Source organism: Glycomyces tarimensis (assembly GCF_054776215.1).
This window is the reverse complement of the sequence record NZ_BAAHCB010000012.1, coordinates 117,419-135,269: the sequence shown is the minus strand read 5'-3', so window position 1 is coordinate 135,269 and position 17,851 is coordinate 117,419. Positions and strand designations below refer to the sequence as shown.

Below are 17,851 nucleotides of genomic sequence, written 5' to 3'. Positions count from 1 at the left end.
GGGTGTGGCGGCGGGGCCGGGTGAGCGGTGTTCTTCGCCGACGGCTTCGGCGGCGGGTTTCCTGGTATAGCGGCTATTGAGATGTGGTCGGCGGCCTTGCGATCCCGGATTCGAGAGTCGCGAAGGCCTGGGTGATGGCCTCGGGAAGCGTTTCCTCCTCGGGGTGGGTGATCCAGTGCTCGTTGGCGACCTTGATCGCGACCAGCGCGGCGCCGAGCACCAGCCGGGGATACATGTCGCCGGGTTCGGTGCCGGTGGCTTCGGCGACGATGTCGCCGAGTTCGGTGAACAGCTCGACGAACTGGCCCGCCTGATGGCTGATCAGCGACGGCGAGCTCTTGAGGAGCTCTTCGCGGCATTGCAGCATCCGGACGTCGCAGTCCTTGTCGGTCTCCAGGCTGATGGCGGCGTCGCGCAGCGCGTCCCAGACGCCTTGGCTTCGCACGCGTTCGCGCAGCTCCTCGGTGAACCGCTGCGCCCGCTGGTCGAAGTCGTGGAGGAGCGCGGCTTCCTTGTTGGAGAAGTAGTTGTGGAAGGTACGGGTGGACACGCCCGCCTCGGCGGCGATGTCGTCGGGGCTGACCGCGTCGATCCCGCCCTTTTGCAAGGCGAGGTGGAGGGTCGCGGCGCTGAGGGCCGCTTTGGTGGCGGCCTTCTTTCGCTCGCGGAGCCCGGCCTGATCGGTCATGGCCGCAACGCTATCCGCCGTTGTCACCGTTTACAAGATTCCGTCGGGGAAATTTTGCAGGCGGCGCAAGTTCACTAGGCGAGTGGCGTCACGCAAGCGACGCCGGGGCATTCCCAGACGGTGCTCGCGGCTTCGTGGCCGGCGGGGTCGACGCGTGTGACCACGCCGCCGTACTGGCACGCCACCAGCAGTTTCCCGTCGGCGGTGAGCACGGCGTCCCGCGGCCAGGAGGCTCCGGCCGGCACCGAGCGCACAAGCGAGGGGCCGTCCGGATCGATGACGGCGACCTGGTCGGTGCCGCGGACCGTGACGTAGAACATGCCGCGTTCGGGGTCGGGAACGACCGCGCCGGGGAAGGGACGCGGGACGTCTTCGGGCAGGCCGATGTCCGGCAGCGCCGCGAGATCGGCCGGCTCGGTCCCAGGCAGGGGCAGGCTCGGGCCGAGCGTGAACGTCGAGGAGGACTCGTCGAAGGCGCCGACGACGACGGCGTTGGCCAGCTCCCCGGCGATGAGCGCGCGGTCGCCGACGAAGGCCAGGTGGCGGGGGCCGAAGCCGGGATCGAAGACGGTCGAGCCTAGCTGCTCGAGCTCGCCGCGCTCGTCGAGCGCGAAGGCGTGGACGCGGTCCGAGCCGAGGTCGACCACGAGGACGCGGCCCGAGCGGAAGGCGATCTGGTGGGCGTGGGGGCCCGATTGGCGGTCCAGGTCCGGTCCCGAGCCGACGAGCGCGAACACATGGGAGGGCGCGTCCAGCGAGCCGTCGGGGCCGATCGGCAGGACCGCGACCGAGCCGCCGCCGGTCCCGTCGCCGTAGTTGGCGACCAGCAGCCACTCGCCCGAGGGGTGCACGGCGGCGTGGCACGGGTTCGCGCCGCCGGTGGCCTGGGCGGTGCCGATCTCCTCGGGCTGGGAGGTGAGCCCGATCCGCCAGGCCGCGACGAAGCCAGGCTCGGTCTCGGTGACGGTGTAGACCGTGCCTTCCGGGCCGCCGGTGGCCACCCATGAGGGGTTGACCGCCTGCGCCGCTTTGCCGAGCCCGTCGGGGCCGGCGACGACCAGTCCGGGGCCGCCTTCGGTCGTGTAATCGCCAAGGAGATGCAGCATTCCGCCGATCTTAATGGTCGGGCGCGGGCTCCCGCTGCCACGTCGGCATAGACTCGATCGCATGACCGAGGACAAGTGGCGCGAGAAGCTGACCGAGGCCGAGTACCGAGTGCTCCGCGAGGGCGGCACCGAGGCCCCCTGGACCGGCGAGTACGTCGACGAGAAACGCAAGGGCGTCTACCGGTGCCGGGCCTGCGGCGCCGAGCTGTTCTCCTCCGAGACCAAGTTCGACTCCCGCTGCGGCTGGCCCTCCTTCTGGACCCCGCTCGCCGGCGGCAACGTCGAACTGCTGGAGGATCGCTCGCTCGGCATGGCCCGCACCGAGGTGCGCTGCGCCAACTGCGGCTCGCACCTGGGCCACGTCTTCTACGGCGAGGGCTGGGACAACCCCGAGGACGCCCGGTTCTGCATCAACTCCGTCAGCCTGACGCTCGAACCGGACGACCGGGGCTGAACGGGCGGCGACTAAGCTCACCTCTGACCCTTCCCACAAAGCCGAAGAGAGGGCCGAGGTGCAACTCGGGACACTGATCGCGGGCCGGTACCGCCTTGACGACCGACTCGCCGCCGGAGGCATGGGCGAGGTGTGGCGGGGCACCGACACGCGCCTCAACCGCGCCGTGGCCGTCAAACTCCTCCACGCCGGGCTGTCCGGCAACGACCGCTTCCGCGCCCGGTTCCACCAGGAGGCGCAGGCCGTCGCGGCCCTCCAGTCCCCCGGCATCGTCGCGCTCTACGACTACGGCGAAGAGCACAGCCCCGAGGGGCTCGTCTCGTACCTGATCATGGAGCTCGTCCAGGGCCAGTCCCTGGCCGCCCTCATCCACCAGCGGGGGCGCCTGTCGCCGGCCGAGACGATGAAGATCATCGCCACCGCCGCCGAGGCCCTCGAGGTCGCCCACCGGGCGCACATCATCCACCGCGACGTCAAGCCGGCGAACCTGCTCGTGAACGAGGAGGGCACGGTCAAGATCGTCGACTTCGGGATCGCCTCGGCGAAGGGCCAGGCCGGGCTCACCGAGACCGGCACCGTCATGGGGACGCTCTCGTACGCCTCGCCCGAGCAGCTCGGCGGCGGCGACCTGACCGGCGCGACCGACCTCTACTCGCTCGGGATCGTCGCCTACGAGTGCCTGTCGGGCCGCACGCCCTTCCCGGGCAACGACCCGGCCGCGGTCATCACCGCGCATATGACCGGTCAACCCGCGCCGCTGCCGCCCGACGTGCCGGCACCGGTCTCGCAGATCGTGATGCGCTGCCTGGCCAAGGACCCGCGGCAGCGGTACGGCTCGGCCGGCGAGCTCGCGCAGGCCTGCCGCACCGGCCGCCCCGGAACGGGCACGACCGCGATCCTCGCCTCGCCTCCACCGGGCACCTCGCCGATGACCAGGCCGATGACGCAGGGCATGGCTCCCGGCATCGCCGCCGCGCACACCACCGTGCAGCCGCGCACGGGAGCGATGGACCACGGCACGACCCCGCGCGGCGGCGACCTGCCGCCGCCGCGCGACTTCGAGGAGCCCGAGCGCAGCAAGGCCGTCCCGGTCCTCGTCACGCTGGCCGGCGTGCTCGTGATCGTGGTCGCCGTGATGCTCTGGCGGCCGTGGACCGGGGGGGACGCGCCCGAAGCGGGCGAGGGGGACCCGAGCGACGGCGCCGCGTCGGCGGTCGAGTCCGCCGCCGCCGAGGAGACCACCGAGGCCGAGGAGTCCGAACAGGACGACAGCGATGCCGAAGAGGAGGACTCCGACCAGGAGCCCCAGCAGAACACCGAGGAGACCACCACCGCGGCCGCCGAGACCGAGACCAAGCTCCTCGCGCTGCCGGACACGACCGGCGAGCCCATCGCCGATGCTGTGGCCCTCCTCGGCGACGAGGGCTTCACGAACGTTCGGCACGAACCGCAGACGCCGGACGATTCGGTCACCGAGTACTGCCTGGTGACCGGACAGAGCCCGCCGGCCGGACCGGAGTACACGCCGGACACGCCGATCGTCCTCTCGTACATGGACGATCCCGAGAACGGCTGCGGCGTCTAGGAGTCGCCGTCACCGCGCCTCGATGACGGCGTTCCCTTCGGCGTCGACGACGTACCACAGGTCGTTGACGCCCTGGCCGTCCACGTCGCCGGGCTCGGTGTCCGCCGCCCAGTAGTACAGCGGATGGCTGTTGTACGTCACCTGCATGGTGCCGTCCTCGCGTGCGACCGAACCGGCCAGGGACTCGTCGAGGTCCTCGCCGACCGCGACCTCTCCGTCGGTGAGCAACGGCGGCCACGCGGCCGCGCAGTCGTCGTAGCAGGTCGGCGTCCCGCCCTCGTCCGCGGTGAACAGATAGAGCGTCATGCCGTCCGCGTCGGCGAGCACCGGCCCGAGCGAGGTGTCCGAGAGGGCGAGCGCGGCCCCCGCCGGGGCCTCGGTGTCGGTCTCGGGCGCGCCGTAGCCCGAGCCGGGATCGGAGCCGGAGTCCGAGTCGCCGCAGCCGGCCAGCGCCAGCGAGGCCGTGAGCAGTACGGTGGCGGCGCGGGCGCCGCGTCGGGTCGATGTGGTCCGCATATTCGTGACGCTATATCCGCTCGGGGCGGCGGTCCCGCCGACACGCGCGGCGCCTGGGCGACAATGGTCCGCATGCCCGTCCTTCCCGAGCTGCCGATCCGCGAATCCCTTCCCGCGCTGCTGCGCGCCGTCGAGTCCGCCGGGGCGGCGGTCCTCGCCGCTCCCCCGGGCACCGGCAAGACCACGCTGGCCCCGCTGGCGCTCGCCGGACTCCTGGACGGGGCGGCACCCGCCCGGCGGGTGCTCGTGGCCGAGCCGCGGCGACTGGCGACGCGCGCCGCCGCGAACCGGATGGCCGCGATCCTCGGCGAACGGGTCGGCGGGCGCGTCGGCTACCGGATCCGGGGTGAATCGCGCCGGTCGGCGGCGACGCGCGTCGAGGTCGTGACGACCGGCGTGCTCCTCAATCGCCTGCTGGCCGATCCCGAACTTCCGGGCGTCGACGCGGTGATGCTCGACGAATGCCACGAGCGGCACCTGGAGACCGACACCGCCTGCGCGTTCCTCATCGAGACGCGCCAGGTCCTGCGGCCGGAGCTGGCGCTCGTGGCCGCCTCGGCGACCGCCGACACCGCGCTGTGGGCCCGGCTGCTCGACGGTGCCCCGGTCATCGAGTCCGCCCCGATGCGCCATCCCGTCGAGATGCGATGGGCCCCGCCGAGAGGCCGGATCGATCCGCCCGACGGGCTGCGGGTCGACCGCAGATTCCTCGCGCACGTCGCTCAGGTGGTCGATCGGGCGCTGGAGGCCGACGCGGGCGACGTGCTCTGTTTTCTTCCCGGCGCCGGCGAGATCCGTCGGGTCGCCGAACACCTCGAATACCTTGATGTCGATATATATCAATTGCACGGATCGGTGTCGTCGGCCGAGCAGGACCATGCGATGCGGCACGACCCGGAGCGGCGCCGAGTGGTGCTGTCGACCGACATCGCCGAGTCGAGCCTCACCGTCCCCGGCGTGCGGATCGTCGTCGACGCCGGCCTGGCGCGGCGGCCGGTCGTCGATCACTCGCGGGGGCTGCCCGGCCTGACCACGGTCGCGGCGTCGCGGGCCTCGTGCGAGCAGCGGGCCGGACGCGCCGGCCGCGAGGCCCCCGGCGCCGTCTGGCGCTGCTGGAGCGAGGCCGAACACGCACGCCGCTCCGCGCAGCCGGCCCCCGACGTCGCCTCCTCGGACCTGACCGCTTTCGCGCTCCAGGCGGCGTGCTGGGGCACGCCGGTCGCCGAGCTCCCGCTCCCGGCCCAGCCTCCGGCCGGTGCGCTCGAGGCCGCGGAGGCCACCCTCACCTCGCTCGGCGCGATCGACGCGGCCGGAGCGGCGACCGACCGGGGCCGCGCGCTCGCGACGATCGGCCTGCACCCGCGCCTGGCCCGGGCCCTCATCGACGGCGCCGAGCGCGTCGGCACCGCGAAGGCCGTGGAGGTGGCCGCACTGCTCGGGCTCGACCGCCGCGGGAAGGGAGACGACCTCATCGCCCAGTGGCGGCGGCTGCGATCGAGCCGCGACCGCCAGTGGCTCGGCGAAGTCCGCAGGCTCAGCGCGAGCGCCCCCAAGGTGGAGCGGCGATCGAGCGACGACGAGGCCGCCGCCACCGTGGTCGCGCTCGCGTTCCCCGAGCGGGTCGCCAGGCGCGGCGGCGGCCAGTGGCGGACGGTCGCCGGGACCGGTGCGGTCACCGCCGAGGGCTCCGCCCTGGCGGGCGGCGAATGGCTCGCCATCGCCGACGCCGACCGCTCCCCCGGCCGCGCCGCGGCCATCGTCCGCGCCGCCGTGCCGATCGACGGCGAGCTGGCCTGCGAACTCGTCGGTGACGACCTCGAGGAACGAGTGGCGTGGGACGCCGAGCGGCGCGACGTGGTCGCCCGCGAGGTGCGCGCCCTCGGCGCGATCGAGGTGTCGTCGAAGCCGCTGCGGCGGCCCGATCCGGTGCTCGTGAGCGCGGCCCTGGCCGAGGGGCTCAACGCCGAAGGACTGGGGCTGCTGCGCTGGTCTGAGGAGACCGAGCGCCTGCGGCAGCGGATGGCGTTCTGCCACCGGCACCTCGGTGAGCCGTGGACCGACGTGAGCGATGAGGCACTCCTGGCCGGCACCGACTGGCTCGAGCCGTGGTGGTCGCGGGCCCGCAAGCGCGCCGATGTGGAGGCGATCCCGGTCGGCCGGGCGCTGCGGAACCTGCTGCCGTGGCAGGCCGGCATCGATGAGACCGCTCCGGAGACGCTGCCGGTCGCGAGCGGCCGCGAGGCCCGCGTCGACTACTCCGGAGAGGCCCCCGTGCTGGCCGTCAAGCTCCAGGAGATGTTCGGCGCCACCGACACGCCCCGGATCGCCGGGGTGCCGGTCCGGCTGCACCTGCTCAGCCCCGCCGGACGGACGCTGGCGGTGACCGCCGACCTCAAGTCCTTCTGGGAGGGCCCGTACCAGCAGGTGCGCAAGGAGATGCGGGGCCGCTACCCGAAGCACCCGTGGCCCGAGGACCCGTACTCGGTGCCGCCCACCGCGAAGACGAAGCGGCACCTTCGCTGAGGCGCCGTGCCCGAGTATGCCGGCGCCCCAACCGGAGACCCTCCGTCAAGATCGACACGTACGGATGGAGCCACGTGGACATGAACGACGCCCGGTCCGATTCACCGCACGAGCCGCCGCACGGGTCCGCCGCGGGCCCGCCTCCGCCGCCTCCTCCCGCTCAGGCGCCGTACGGGTATCCGTACCCGGTGTACGTCAATGCCGGTCCCCCGCCGCCTCCCCGGACGGCCAACGGCATGGGCACCGCCGCGCTGTCGCTCGGCATCCCTTGCGCCGCGGTGTCGTGGATCCCCGGCATCGGCGTCCTGGGCTGGATCGGGGGCGTCGTCGCGATCGTCCTCGGCTCGGTGGGCATCGCACGGGCCAGGCGCGGTCAGGCCACCAACTTCGGCGTCGCCCTCGCCGGCGCGCTGATCGGCGCGCTGGCCGTCCTGATCGGCATCGCCGTCGTCATCTGGCTGTTCACCTGGTGACCACCGGGGGCCTCGGCACTAGGAGACCCATGCCTCGACGGGCAGCAGCATCCAGGTGCCCCCGGCCGCGGCGGCGATGGTGAGCAGCGCGAAGAAGACGATCCACGCCCCCGCGGGCAGCGGGGTGATCCCGGCGAGCTGGTCGGCGTCCGAGGCGCCCGAGCTCCGTCCCCGCCGGCGTCGCGACGCGAGTTCGAGCACCGGCTTGACCGCGCCGATGAGGAGCAGCCAGGCGCCCAGATAGCCGGCGACGGTCTGGACGATCGCGTTGCCGTACCAGGTAGCCGCGAACACGCCCGCGCCGACCGCGAGCAGTGCCAGCGCGCCGTACCAGTTGCGGATGAAGACGAGCATGACCGCCAGGAGCACCAGGGTGATCCACAGCAGCGCGACGATGTAGCCCGCGCCGGTCAGGGCCGCCGCTCCCAGGCCCAGAGCGGCGGGCGCGATGTAGCCGGCCTGGAGGGTCATGGCGGCACCGAAGCCGGTGGGCTTGCCGCGGGAGAAGGTGAGCCCGGAGGTGTCGGCGTGGAGGCGGATGCCGGTGAGGCGGCGGCGCATGAGCACGGCCATGAGCGCGTGGCCGCCCTCGTGGGCGATGGTGACCAGCCCGCGGCTCCAGCGCCAGGCGGGGGTGTACAGGACCATCGCGGCCGCGGCGGCCAGGCACGCCAGCATGACGCCGACGGGCGGCGCCTCCTGAGTCTGGGTCAGGCGGTCGGTGACGATCTCGATGGTTTCCACGGGGCCTCGGTTCTCGGGGGGCGGGACGCGCGGTGAAGAATACCGAACGCTCGCCCGTATGGTAGAGGTGACGGCACTTCCTCGACACGGAAGGACAGCCCCCATGGGCACCGAAGACCGCCCGGATCCGCATCTGAATTTCCTCGAGCTCACCGACCAGATCGTCGAGGAACTGGCCTTGCACAATCTCAAGGCCCGCGAGAAGCTCCGTGAGGGCATCGCCTGGCTGGAGGCCCGTCGCATGAACGCCACGACCGCCGAGAACGCCGACATCGAGATGCTCCTGGCCCAGTGCCACGACGCCCTGCACCGGATGGAGTCGCTGCGCGACACCTACCAGGACGTGCGGGCGATCAACGCCGCCGCCCATGCCGAGCACGTGGAGTCGCTGGAGAAGCAGCTGCTCGGCGGCACGGAGTCGCCCGAGGAGCGCCGGGCTCGCCAGCAGCGGTTGGACCTGCTGCGGACCGAGCGCCGCAACCGCCTGGACGAGCTGCGGGAGCACAGCAAGGAGCGCCCCCGGCACCATCCGGAGGCCGACGACTCGGAGCGCTGATCCGCGGGCCGGGGCGGCAATCGGGCCCAGGGTATTGACATGTATGGATTTTATGGGGTAGAACGGACTCGTACCGCATTGAGAGAGCGCTCTCTCGTAGGCACTCCGACCATCGAGTCACCGTAGCGAGCGCTCGCTCCACCCATCGGCACAGCCCATCCGTGGCTCGCCGGCCTCGCCAACAAGGGAGCCGTCATGACCTCCGTTCAGACCTCCGACCCCCATCGACCGAAGCGGCGCAGACCGCTCGTCCGCCTCGCCGCCATCGCGGCCGCCGCCGCGGTCGCCGCGGGCGGCGTCACCATCGCCAACGCCAACGCCGACACGCCCCCGCAGGCCGCCCAGGACTGGAACATGGTCTGGTCCGACGAGTTCGACGGCGCGGCGGGTCAACTGCCGTCCTCGGACAACTGGCGCTTCAACATCGGACACGCCTACCCCGGCGGCCCCGACAACTGGGGCACCGGCGAGATCGCCTACCACACCGACGACCCGGCGAACGTCTCGCTCGACGGCAACGGCAACCTCGCCATCACCGCCCTGCGGGACGGCGGCGGCAACTGGACCTCCGCGCGCATCGAGACCCAGCGGACCGACTTCCGCGCCCCCGAAGGGGGCACGATGCGCATCGAAGGGCGCCTGCGCCTGCCCGACGTCACGGGCGAACAGGCCCTGGGCTACTGGCCCGCGTTCTGGGCGCTCGGCTCGCCGTTCCGCGGCGACTACTGGAACTGGCCCGGCATCGGCGAATACGACATCATGGAGAACGTCAACGGGCTCGACGAGGTCCACGGCGTGCTCCACTGCGGCACCGCACCGGGCGGCCCGTGCAACGAGTTCAACGGCATCGGCGGCGCCACCGACTGCGGCGGCAGCTGCCATAGCGGCTACCACACCTACGCGTTCGAATGGGACGACTCCGGCTCGACCGGCGAGCTGCGGTGGTACGCCGACGGCGCGCAGTTCCATTCGATCAGCGAGGCCGATCTGCCCGCCGACACCTGGCGCCAGATGACCGACCACGCCGGATACTTCATCCTGCTCAACCTCGCCATCGGCGGGGCCTTCCCCGACGCGCTCGCGGGCCACGCCACGCCGGTCGCGGCCACCGAGCCGGGCCACTCGATGCTCGTCGACTACGTCCGCGTCTTCACCCGCGGCGGCTCCGGACCCGGTCCGGACCCCGACCCGACCACCACCGACCCCGGCGAGCCCGGCCAGGGCCACGACGCCTACGCGCCCATCGAGGCCGCCTCCTTCGACGGCTCCTCGGGCGTGAGCGTCCAGAACTCGGCCGTCGGGCCGGTCGGCGACGGCGAATGGGTCCGCTTCGACGACGTCGACTTCGGATCGAGCCCGCCGCTCGACTTCGTCGCCCGCGTCGCCTCGGGCGCGGCGGACGGCGTCAGCGGGCTGATCGAGGTCCGCATCGACTCGGCGAGCGCCACCCCGATCGGATCGTTCGCCCTCGCGAACACCGGCGGCTGGGAGGCCTGGCGGGACGTGCCCGGCAATGTCTCGTCCGTGACCGGCGTCCACGACGTCTACCTGACCTTCACGTCCGGGCAACCGAACCCGTTCGCCTCCGTCGACCAATTCCAGTTCCGGCGCTAGGAGCCCGGACGAAATAAGCCAGCCCCTTACGCGCCGCGGTCGCGGCCATCGCACCCTCTGCGATGGCCGCGCCCGCGGCCGGTGGGATCATGCAAGCTGCGATCGAGGGCCGAGACGAAGGGCGGAAGGCGGAGCGATGCGACAGACGGAATCCGAACCGGGCGAATCGGCGGCCCGCAAGCCGCAGCGCGACCGTCGCCGCCCCACGCTCGAGGAAGTGGCCGAGCGGGCGGGCGTCTCCCGGGCCACGGTCTCCCGAGTCGTCAACGGCCAGACGAGCGTCGCACCCCACCTGCGCAAGGCGGTCGAGTCGGCCGCGGACGAGATGGGCTACGTCCCGCACGCCGCCGCGCGCAGCCTCGTGACGCACCGGACCGATTCGATCGCGCTCATCGTGCCCGAGTCGCCCACGCGGGTCTTCTCCGACGACCAGTTCTTCCCCAGCGTCATCCGCGGCGTGGCGACGGAACTCGACGCCGCCGGGAAACTCCTGGTCCTCATGACGACCGGCTCCCGGGACGGGCGCTCCCGCGTGGAGCGGTACGCCGTCGGCGGCCACGTCGACGGCGTCATGTTCGCCTCGTTGCACGACGCCGACCCGCTGCCCGAGCTCATGCTCCGGCGCGGCGTCCCGGTGGTCTGCAACGGCTCGCTGCCGCACGCTTCGGCCCCGTGCATCGACGTCGACCACATCGGCGGGGTACGGGCGGCGGTCGGCCACCTCATCGCCCAGGGCCGTGGCACGATCGCGACCATCGCGGGACCGCAGGACATGTCGGCCGGCCGGGCCCGACTGGAGGGCTACCGGCAGGCGCTGGAGGCATCCGGGCATCGCGCGATCGTCGCCGTCGGCGACTTCACCGAACCCTCGGGGAGCGCGGCGATGCGCCGGCTGCTGGACGATGAGCCCGATCTCGACGCCGTGTTCGTCGCCTCCGACCTCATGGCGCACGGCGCGCTCGGCGCGCTGCGCGAGGCGGGGCGCGGCGTGCCCGACGACGTCGCGGTCGTCGGCTTCGACGACATCGCGCTGGCGTCGTACTGCGAACCCCCGCTCACGACGGTGCGCCAGCCGATCACGGAGATCGGCCGGACGCTCGCGCGGCACATGCTGCGCCTACTGGACGGGGAGGACGTCGCATCGACGACGATCCTCCCCACCGAACTGGTATTGCGCGACTCCGCTTGATCGGTCAGGTGAAGACGCTGACGCCACCCGGTCCTACGAGCAGGCCGACGATGATGAAGAGGATGCCCAGCATCACTCGACCGCGGAAGATGACGTAAATGCCGTAGACGACCAGGATGACCGCCAGTATCCACAAAATAAGTGCCATGAGCGCCGGTTACCCGTCTGCGGCGGGAATATGTATGTCCACATCCATCTCTCGCGATTCGATCCGAAACTGCCACACAGGGTCCGTCCGCGTATACGCAGCGCGATGTCGGTGGTCCGTGCTTGGCTTGAACGGTGACGGTCGGAATCGTGCCCGGTAGAGGAGCCGAGGGGTGGACGATGCCCCTGCCCGGCGGGCCCGTGTCGTACCACGGGGACCTCGCCGCGGCCGTGGCCGCGATCGAGGCCAAATCGGCTCCCCGGTGGGTCCTGGCCGACGCCTCGCGGCAGTATCCCGCGCTCCTGGAGGCCGGAGCGCGGCTCGACCGGTGCCGCGACCTGCGGCTGTCCGAGCGGATCCTCTCACGGGCCGAGGGCCGCGAGCCGCCGGCGTTCGTCGTCGAATCGGACCCGGACGCGGGCACCCTCTTCGAGCGGGAGCCCGGGCCGGTCGACGGCCCGTCACTGCTCACGAAACTCCAGGCCGACTGGCTCGACCAGCAGCGACGCCTGCGCGCGATCGGCATCGCCGGACTCGCCACGCTCCTGGCCGCCGAATCGGCCGGCGGCCTGGTCGCCGCCGAGATGAGCCGGGCCGGGGTCCCCTTCGACGTCGAAGTCCACGACCGGCTCCTGCGCGAGCTGCTGGGCCCGCGCCCCGCCAAGGGCATGCGGCCACGCAAGCTCCAGGCACTGGCCGACAAGGTCGTCGAGGCGTTCGGGCACCAGCTCAACCCCGACTCCACCAAGCAGGTCCTCGCCGCCTTCCACGCCGCCGGCCTGGACGTCAAGACCACCCACCACTGGGAGCTGGCCAAGGTCGATCACCCCGCCGTGGACGCGCTCAAGACCTACCGCGAGCACGCCCGCGTGTGGACGACGTTCGGGTGGAACTGGGCCGACGACTGGGTCGGTGACGGGCGCTTCAAGCCCGTGTACACCGTCGGCGGCGCCGACACCGGCCGATGGGGCACCGACGGCGGCGGCGCGCTGCAACTCCCCCACGCCGTCCGGGAGGCGATCCGGCCCGAGCCGGGCTGGAAGCTCGTCGTCGCCGACGCCGCGCAGCTCGAACCGCGCCTGCTCGCGGCCATCAGCGGCGACGAGGGCATGATCGCGGCCACCGCCGCCGACGACGTGTACACCGAGCTCGCCCCCGACCTCGGCGGCGAACGCTCCAAGGCGAAGATCGCCCTCATCTCGGCGATGTACGGCGGCACGGCCGGCGATGCGGCGGCGCTGGTGACGCTCATGCGCGAGCGCTTCCCCGCCGCGTTCGACCGCGTCGAACAGGCCGCGCGCACCGGCGAGAAGGGCGGCATCGTCCGCACCTGGCTGGGCCGCACCGTCCCGGCGCCCAGCGCCGACTGGTGGTCGCGGCTCAACTCCGAGGAGGGGACGCAGGTCGCGCGCGGCAGGGGCCGGTTCACGCGCAACTTCATCGTGCAGGGGACCGCGGCCGAATGGGCACTGGTCGTGCTCGCGCTGCTGCGCCGCAAGCTCCACGAGGGCGGCCTCGGGGAGCTGGTGTTCTACCTGCACGACGAGGTCATGGTGCACTGCCCGGCCGAGCACGCCCCGGCGGTGCGCGAGGCGATCGAGGCGTCCGCCCACGAGGCCACCCGCACCCTGTTCGGTGACCTGCCGGTGCGCATCCCGCTGCGCCCGAAGGCCGTGGAGAGCTACGCCGCGGCGAAGTGACGAGCCTGGGCGACGCCGGTCGTAGTACCGCGGTACCAACGGAGCGAGGGAAGTTCAGGCCCGAGCCCGATGGAAGCGGGCCCCGGCGGCCGTAGCGTCGTGGACATGATCGAAATCGAGCACCTCACCAAGCGCTACGGCAAGAAGACCGCCGTGGACGACCTCAGCTTCACCGTCGAACCGGGCGCGGTGACCGGCTTCCTCGGCCCGAACGGCTCGGGCAAGTCGACGACGATGCGCGCCATCGTCGGGCTCGACGCCCCGACCGCGGGAGTCGCCCGCGTCAACGGCAAGCACTACTCGCAGTTCCGCTCCCCGCTGACCGAGGTCGGCGCACTGCTGGAGGCCAAGTCCGTGCACGCCGGGCGAACCGCCCACAAGCACCTGCTCGCCCTGGCCCAGACCCACGGCATCCCCAAGCGCCGCGTCACCGAGGTCATCGACATCGTCGGCCTGTCCGACGTCGCCGGCAAGCGCGTCGGCGGATTCAGCCTCGGCATGGGCCAGCGCCTCGGCATCGCCGTCGCGCTCCTGGGCGACCCGGCCGTGCTCATCCTCGACGAGCCGGTCAACGGCCTCGACCCTGACGGAGTCCGCTGGATCCGGGAGCTGCTCAAGCGCCTGGCCGCCGAGGGCCGGACGGTGTTCCTGTCCTCGCACCTCATGAGCGAGCTGTCCCAGACCGCCGAACACCTCGTGGTCATCGGCCAGGGCCGGCTCTTGGCCCACACCACCGTCGAGGACTTCGTCAACGGCCGCGGCGCCGGGCGCGTCCGCGTCGTCTCGCCCGACGCCGCGGCCCTGGCCGAGCGCCTCCAGGGGCCCGGCATCAGCATCGCCTGCCCGCGGAGCGGCGTGCTGGAGATCGAGGGCACCGAGGCCGCCGCGGTCGGCACCACGGCCGCCGCCCACGGGATCGTGCTGCACGAGCTGCACACCGAGCGCGGCTCGCTGGAGGACGCGTTCATGGAGCTCACGGCCGACGCCGTCGAATACCAGCAGACCCAGACCAAGGAAGGGGTGGCCGCGTGATGACCACCGCAGTCATGAACGACGGCCCGGCCGTCTACACGCCGCCGCAGCAGTACAAGCTCAGCGGGACCGGCCTGCTGCGCTCGGAGTGGACCAAGTTCTGGTCGCTGCGCTCGAGCTGGATCGTGCTGATCTGCGCCGCGCTGTTCGGGGCCGGCATCGGCGTCGCCGTGGGCTACGAGATGAGCGGCGCCTCGGGCGCCGACTTGCGCGCCGCGAGTTCGGCGCTGGACGTCCTGTTCGGCTTCGGCCTGAGCGCGGTGTTCATCGCCGTGCTCGGCGTGCTGTTCATCTCGGGCGAGTACACGACCGGGTCCGTCCGATCGACCATGGCCGCCTCCCCGCGCCGCACCCCCGTGCTGTGGGCCAAGGCCGCCGTGTTCGGCGCGATCGTCCTCGCGATCTACGGAGCGCTGGTCGCGGCGACCTTCTTCGTCACTCAGATGCAGTTGGACGGCACCGTCCTCGGCGGCGTGAGCCTGAGCGACCCGGGCGTGTTCCGCATCATGTCCGGTTACGTGGCGACCATCGTGTACCTGGGGCTGCTGGGCCTGGCGGTGGGCGCGATCCTGCGCAACTCCGCCGGGGCGATCAGCTTCTACGTCGGCGTGATCATGGTCCTGCCGATGCTCATGGCGCAACTGCCATGGGCGTGGGTGGCCGACCTCGCTCCGTACACGCCGGGGAACGTGTCGAACACGCTCACGATGAACGACACCGCCGGCGCGACCCTGTCGCCCGGCGAGTCGTGGCTGTGGATGGGCGTGTGGATGGTCGTCTCGTTCGGTCTGGCGGCCGTGCTCCTCAAGCGCCGGGACGTGTGAGAATGCGGTCGTGGCCCAAACCGTGACCGTCTCGCCCAAACGGGGCCTGTGGCAGCGGATGTCGGAGTTCGACTCCCGGCATCCGCTGCTTTGGAATCTGACGCCGATCCTGGTGTACGTCCTGATCCTCACCCCGGCGCTCGTTTTCAGTCCGATGGCGCTGCGCCACCCGTGGCTGCAGCTGGTGATGGCCGCGGCGTTCATGGTCCCGCTCGTGTGGCGGCGGCGGTACCCGTTCGCGGTGCTGGCAAGCCAGTTGGCGCCGCTGACGTTCAGCTACGCCTACGGACTCGTCGGTGCTGACGGCGGCAACGGCATCGTCGACTCGGCATCGGGGATCGCGTTCCTCCTCGCCCTGTACAACCTCGTGCTGCGCAGCCGCCTGGTGATGCTCTGGTGGGCGGCCCTCATCGCACTGGTGCCCACGGTCATCGACTTCGCGCTGAACTCCCCCACCGGCACGGTCGTGAGCTTCCTCGGCTACTTCGTCGAGTCCGCGCTGGTCTTCGGGTTCGTCGCCGTGGTGGCGCTGCTGGTGCGGACGAGACGGAACTACCAGGACTCCACGAGACACCTGGCGGCGACCGAGGCCGTGCAGGAGGAGCGGGCGCGGATCGCCCGGGAGATGCACGACATCATCGGGCACAACCTGGCGGTGATCAACGCGCTGGCCGACGGCGGCGCGTACGCAGCGACCGCCTCCCCAGAGCGGGCGAAGGAGGCGCTGACGGCGATCGGGGCGACCAGCCGCCAGGCGCTGAGCGAGCTGCGTCGGGTCCTGTCGGTCCTCCAGTCCGACGAGAACGGCGAGGTGGCCGAGATGGCGCCGCAGCCGGGCATGTCCGAGCTGGCGCCCCTGGTGGAGCGGGTGCGTGAGGCCGGGCTGCCGGTGACGTTCAAGATCATCGGCGATCCGTGGGAGCTGTCGGAGAACCAGCAGCTGGCGGTCTACCGGACCGTCCAGGAGGCACTGACCAATGTGCTCAAACATGCCACCGGTCCGCGCCGGGCCCAGGTGGTGCTCGACTACCGCGACGACGGGCTCAGCGTCGTCGTCACCAACACCGGGGCGATCGTCGAAGACGCCGGGACGCAGCGGGGCCTGATGGGCCTGAGCCGGCGGGCCGCGGCCTTCGGCGGCACAATGGAAGCCGGCCCGCAGCCCATCGGAGGATGGCGCGTGGCCATGTGGATGCCCGAGGACAAGTCCAATTGACCGCTTCGCCGAGAAGGACCGCCCGTGACGACACTGCTCATCGTGGATGACCATGCCCTGCAACGGATGGGCTTTCGCATGCTCCTCGAGAGCCAGCCCGACCTGACCGTGCTCGGGGAGGCCGACAACGGCGCCGACGCGGTTCGCAAGACCGCCGAACTGGGCCCGGACGTGGTGCTCATGGACGTGCGCATGCCTGGGATGGACGGGATCCAGGCGACCAAGCGGATCATCGCCTCCGGCGGGCGCAGCAGAGTGCTGGTGCTGACCACGTTCGATCTCGACGAGTACGCCTACGCGGCGCTGCGTGCGGGCGCCAGCGGCTTCCTGATCAAGGACGCCCAGCCCGAAGACCTCCTGTCGGGGATCCGGGTGGTGGCCGCCGGCGACGCGGTGGTGGCGCCGAAGCTGACCCGGCGCCTGCTCGACCGGTTCGCCGACCAGTTCCCCGTCGACGGCGAGGACGACGGCGCGATGTCCTCGGACCGGTTGGAGGCGCTGACCGAGCGCGAGCGGGAGGTGCTCACCGCGATCGGGCGGGGCTGGAACAACACCGAGATCGCCGAGCGGTTCCACTTGGCCGAGTCGACGGTGAAGACGCACGTGGGGCGCATCCTCGCGAAGATCGGCGCCCGCGACCGGGTGCAGGCGGTCATCTTCGCCTACAACGCCGGCCTGGTCGCGCCGGACAACAACCACTCGTGAGCGGTCAGCGGCGCGTGAAGGCGAGCAGGTCGCATTCGGCCTCGACGGGCCGCGGCTCGGTCTCGGCGGCCGCGTCGGCCTCCATGGCGGCGAGCCCGGCCTCGTACTCCTCGTCGCTCAGGTGCTCGTAGACCGACAGCGCCCGCATCCGCTGCCGCTCGACGTAGTCGGCGAGGCTGTTCGCCGAGCGGTGGTGGACCTCGATGAGGCCGGACTCCTCGAATCCGGCATCGGCGAAGAGCGCGGCGGTCTCGGCGCGCGTCGGGAACAGGTGCGAGTCGATCTCGACGGTGCGCGGGAAGTACCGGTACAGCAGCAGGTCCTTGAGCCGGTCGGACAGCGTCGTGGCCATGAGCAGGCGCGCGCCCGGCCGCAGGACGCGGGCGAGTTCGGCGGCGGCGGCCGGCTTGTCGGGCACGTGGTGCCAGACCAGGAACATGAGCGCCAGGTCGGCCGCGCCGTCGTCCATGGGGACGTCGGCGGCCGAGCCCTCCGTGTAGGTCACGCGCGGGTGCGCGGCCTCCCGGCGGGCGATCTCGCGCATCCGCGTCGCGGGCTCGACACCGACGACCTCGGCATCGAAGCCGTCGGCCAGCACGGGCGTGAAGCGCCCGGTGCCCGAGCCGACGTCGGCGACGGTCGCGATCGGGCCGGGCCCGGCGAGCTCGCGGAAGGCGCGCAGCCAGTTGTCGCGGCTGACCGGCAGCAGGGCGCGGCCTCGCGAGTATCCGGCGTGCTGGGTCTTGTCGTAATCGACTGGTTCGAGCATGGGGTGCTT

The 17,851-nt window shown here is 71.9% G+C and carries 18 protein-coding genes; 12 read left to right on the top strand and 6 right to left on the bottom strand.

Annotated elements, in window-relative coordinates:
• Positions 1-73: 73 nt before the first annotated feature.
• Positions 74-688 (bottom strand): TetR/AcrR family transcriptional regulator, encoded by a 615-nt coding sequence (locus tag ACYVK3_RS11355; protein ID WP_460497423.1) that lies wholly within the window; start codon positions 686-688, stop codon positions 74-76.
• A gap of 74 nt (positions 689-762) precedes the next feature.
• Positions 763-1,794: a lactonase family protein gene (locus ACYVK3_RS11350; protein ID WP_460497422.1), complete on the bottom strand. Its 1,032-nt coding sequence runs from the start codon at positions 1,792-1,794 to the stop codon at positions 763-765.
• A gap of 61 nt (positions 1,795-1,855) precedes the next feature.
• On the opposite strand from ACYVK3_RS11350, the gene msrB reads away from it, so the two are divergent.
• Both msrB and ACYVK3_RS11340 read left to right on the top strand, forming a co-directional pair.
• Positions 1,856-2,248 (top strand): peptide-methionine (R)-S-oxide reductase, encoded by a 393-nt coding sequence (gene msrB / locus ACYVK3_RS11345; RefSeq protein WP_460497421.1) that lies wholly within the window; start codon positions 1,856-1,858, stop codon positions 2,246-2,248.
• Between the two features lie 58 nt (positions 2,249-2,306).
• Positions 2,307-3,833: a serine/threonine-protein kinase gene (locus tag ACYVK3_RS11340; protein ID WP_460497420.1), complete on the top strand. Its 1,527-nt coding sequence runs from the start codon at positions 2,307-2,309 to the stop codon at positions 3,831-3,833.
• Positions 3,834-3,842: 9 nt separating this feature from the next.
• Here ACYVK3_RS11340 and ACYVK3_RS11335 read toward each other — a convergent pair whose 3' ends face one another.
• On the bottom strand, positions 3,843-4,349 hold the full coding sequence (locus tag ACYVK3_RS11335; protein ID WP_460497419.1) for a COG4315 family predicted lipoprotein: 507 nt from the start codon (positions 4,347-4,349) through the stop codon (positions 3,843-3,845).
• A 63-nt stretch (positions 4,350-4,412) separates the two neighbouring features.
• On the opposite strand from ACYVK3_RS11335, the gene hrpB reads away from it, so the two are divergent.
• Positions 4,413-6,872 carry an ATP-dependent helicase HrpB gene (gene hrpB, locus ACYVK3_RS11330; RefSeq protein ID WP_460497418.1) on the top strand — a complete coding sequence of 820 codons (2,460 nt, stop codon included), beginning with the start codon at positions 4,413-4,415 and terminating at the stop codon, positions 6,870-6,872.
• An 80-nt stretch (positions 6,873-6,952) separates the two neighbouring features.
• Positions 6,953-7,345, top strand: a complete 393-nt coding sequence (locus ACYVK3_RS11325; protein WP_460497417.1) for a hypothetical protein — start codon at positions 6,953-6,955, stop codon at positions 7,343-7,345.
• A gap of 18 nt (positions 7,346-7,363) precedes the next feature.
• Here ACYVK3_RS11325 and ACYVK3_RS11320 read toward each other — a convergent pair whose 3' ends face one another.
• Positions 7,364-8,089: a M50 family metallopeptidase gene (locus tag ACYVK3_RS11320; RefSeq protein WP_460497416.1), complete on the bottom strand. Its 726-nt coding sequence runs from the start codon at positions 8,087-8,089 to the stop codon at positions 7,364-7,366.
• A 103-nt stretch (positions 8,090-8,192) separates the two neighbouring features.
• On the opposite strand from ACYVK3_RS11320, the gene ACYVK3_RS11315 reads away from it, so the two are divergent.
• From ACYVK3_RS11315 to ACYVK3_RS11305, 3 genes are all read left to right on the top strand, one after another.
• Positions 8,193-8,645 carry a hypothetical protein gene (locus ACYVK3_RS11315; protein ID WP_460497415.1) on the top strand — a complete coding sequence of 151 codons (453 nt, stop codon included), beginning with the start codon at positions 8,193-8,195 and terminating at the stop codon, positions 8,643-8,645.
• Between the two features lie 195 nt (positions 8,646-8,840).
• Positions 8,841-10,259, top strand: a complete 1,419-nt coding sequence (locus ACYVK3_RS11310; protein WP_460497414.1) for a carbohydrate-binding protein — start codon at positions 8,841-8,843, stop codon at positions 10,257-10,259.
• Between the two features lie 136 nt (positions 10,260-10,395).
• Positions 10,396-11,448, top strand: coding sequence for a LacI family DNA-binding transcriptional regulator (locus tag ACYVK3_RS11305; protein WP_460497413.1), 1,053 nt, complete (start codon positions 10,396-10,398; stop codon positions 11,446-11,448).
• A gap of 4 nt (positions 11,449-11,452) precedes the next feature.
• On the opposite strand, the gene ACYVK3_RS11300 is transcribed toward ACYVK3_RS11305, so the two are convergent.
• Positions 11,453-11,596 carry a GPGG-motif small membrane protein gene (locus tag ACYVK3_RS11300; RefSeq protein WP_460497412.1) on the bottom strand — a complete coding sequence of 48 codons (144 nt, stop codon included), beginning with the start codon at positions 11,594-11,596 and terminating at the stop codon, positions 11,453-11,455.
• A gap of 149 nt (positions 11,597-11,745) precedes the next feature.
• On the opposite strand from ACYVK3_RS11300, the gene ACYVK3_RS11295 reads away from it, so the two are divergent.
• From ACYVK3_RS11295 to ACYVK3_RS11275, 5 genes are all read left to right on the top strand, one after another.
• Positions 11,746-13,296: a bifunctional 3'-5' exonuclease/DNA polymerase gene (locus ACYVK3_RS11295; RefSeq protein ID WP_460497411.1), complete on the top strand. Its 1,551-nt coding sequence runs from the start codon at positions 11,746-11,748 to the stop codon at positions 13,294-13,296.
• A 105-nt stretch (positions 13,297-13,401) separates the two neighbouring features.
• Positions 13,402-14,328, top strand: a complete 927-nt coding sequence (locus tag ACYVK3_RS11290; RefSeq protein ID WP_460497410.1) for an ABC transporter ATP-binding protein — start codon at positions 13,402-13,404, stop codon at positions 14,326-14,328.
• Positions 14,328-15,152, top strand: coding sequence for an ABC transporter permease subunit (locus ACYVK3_RS11285; protein ID WP_460497470.1), 825 nt, complete (start codon positions 14,328-14,330; stop codon positions 15,150-15,152). Before ACYVK3_RS11290 ends, ACYVK3_RS11285 begins: the two co-directional genes overlap by 1 nt.
• A 10-nt stretch (positions 15,153-15,162) precedes the next feature.
• The gene (locus ACYVK3_RS11280; RefSeq protein ID WP_460497409.1) at positions 15,163-16,368 is read left to right on the top strand and encodes a sensor histidine kinase; all 1,206 of its coding nucleotides are present in this window, start codon (positions 15,163-15,165) and stop codon (positions 16,366-16,368) included.
• Positions 16,369-16,392: 24 nt separating this feature from the next.
• Complete coding sequence (locus ACYVK3_RS11275; RefSeq protein WP_460497408.1) at positions 16,393-17,073, top strand: transcriptional regulator; 681 nt, start codon at positions 16,393-16,395, stop codon at positions 17,071-17,073.
• Between the two features lie 4 nt (positions 17,074-17,077).
• Here ACYVK3_RS11275 and ACYVK3_RS11270 read toward each other — a convergent pair whose 3' ends face one another.
• Positions 17,078-17,842: a class I SAM-dependent methyltransferase gene (locus ACYVK3_RS11270; RefSeq protein WP_460497407.1), complete on the bottom strand. Its 765-nt coding sequence runs from the start codon at positions 17,840-17,842 to the stop codon at positions 17,078-17,080.
• Positions 17,843-17,851 lie beyond the last annotated feature (9 nt).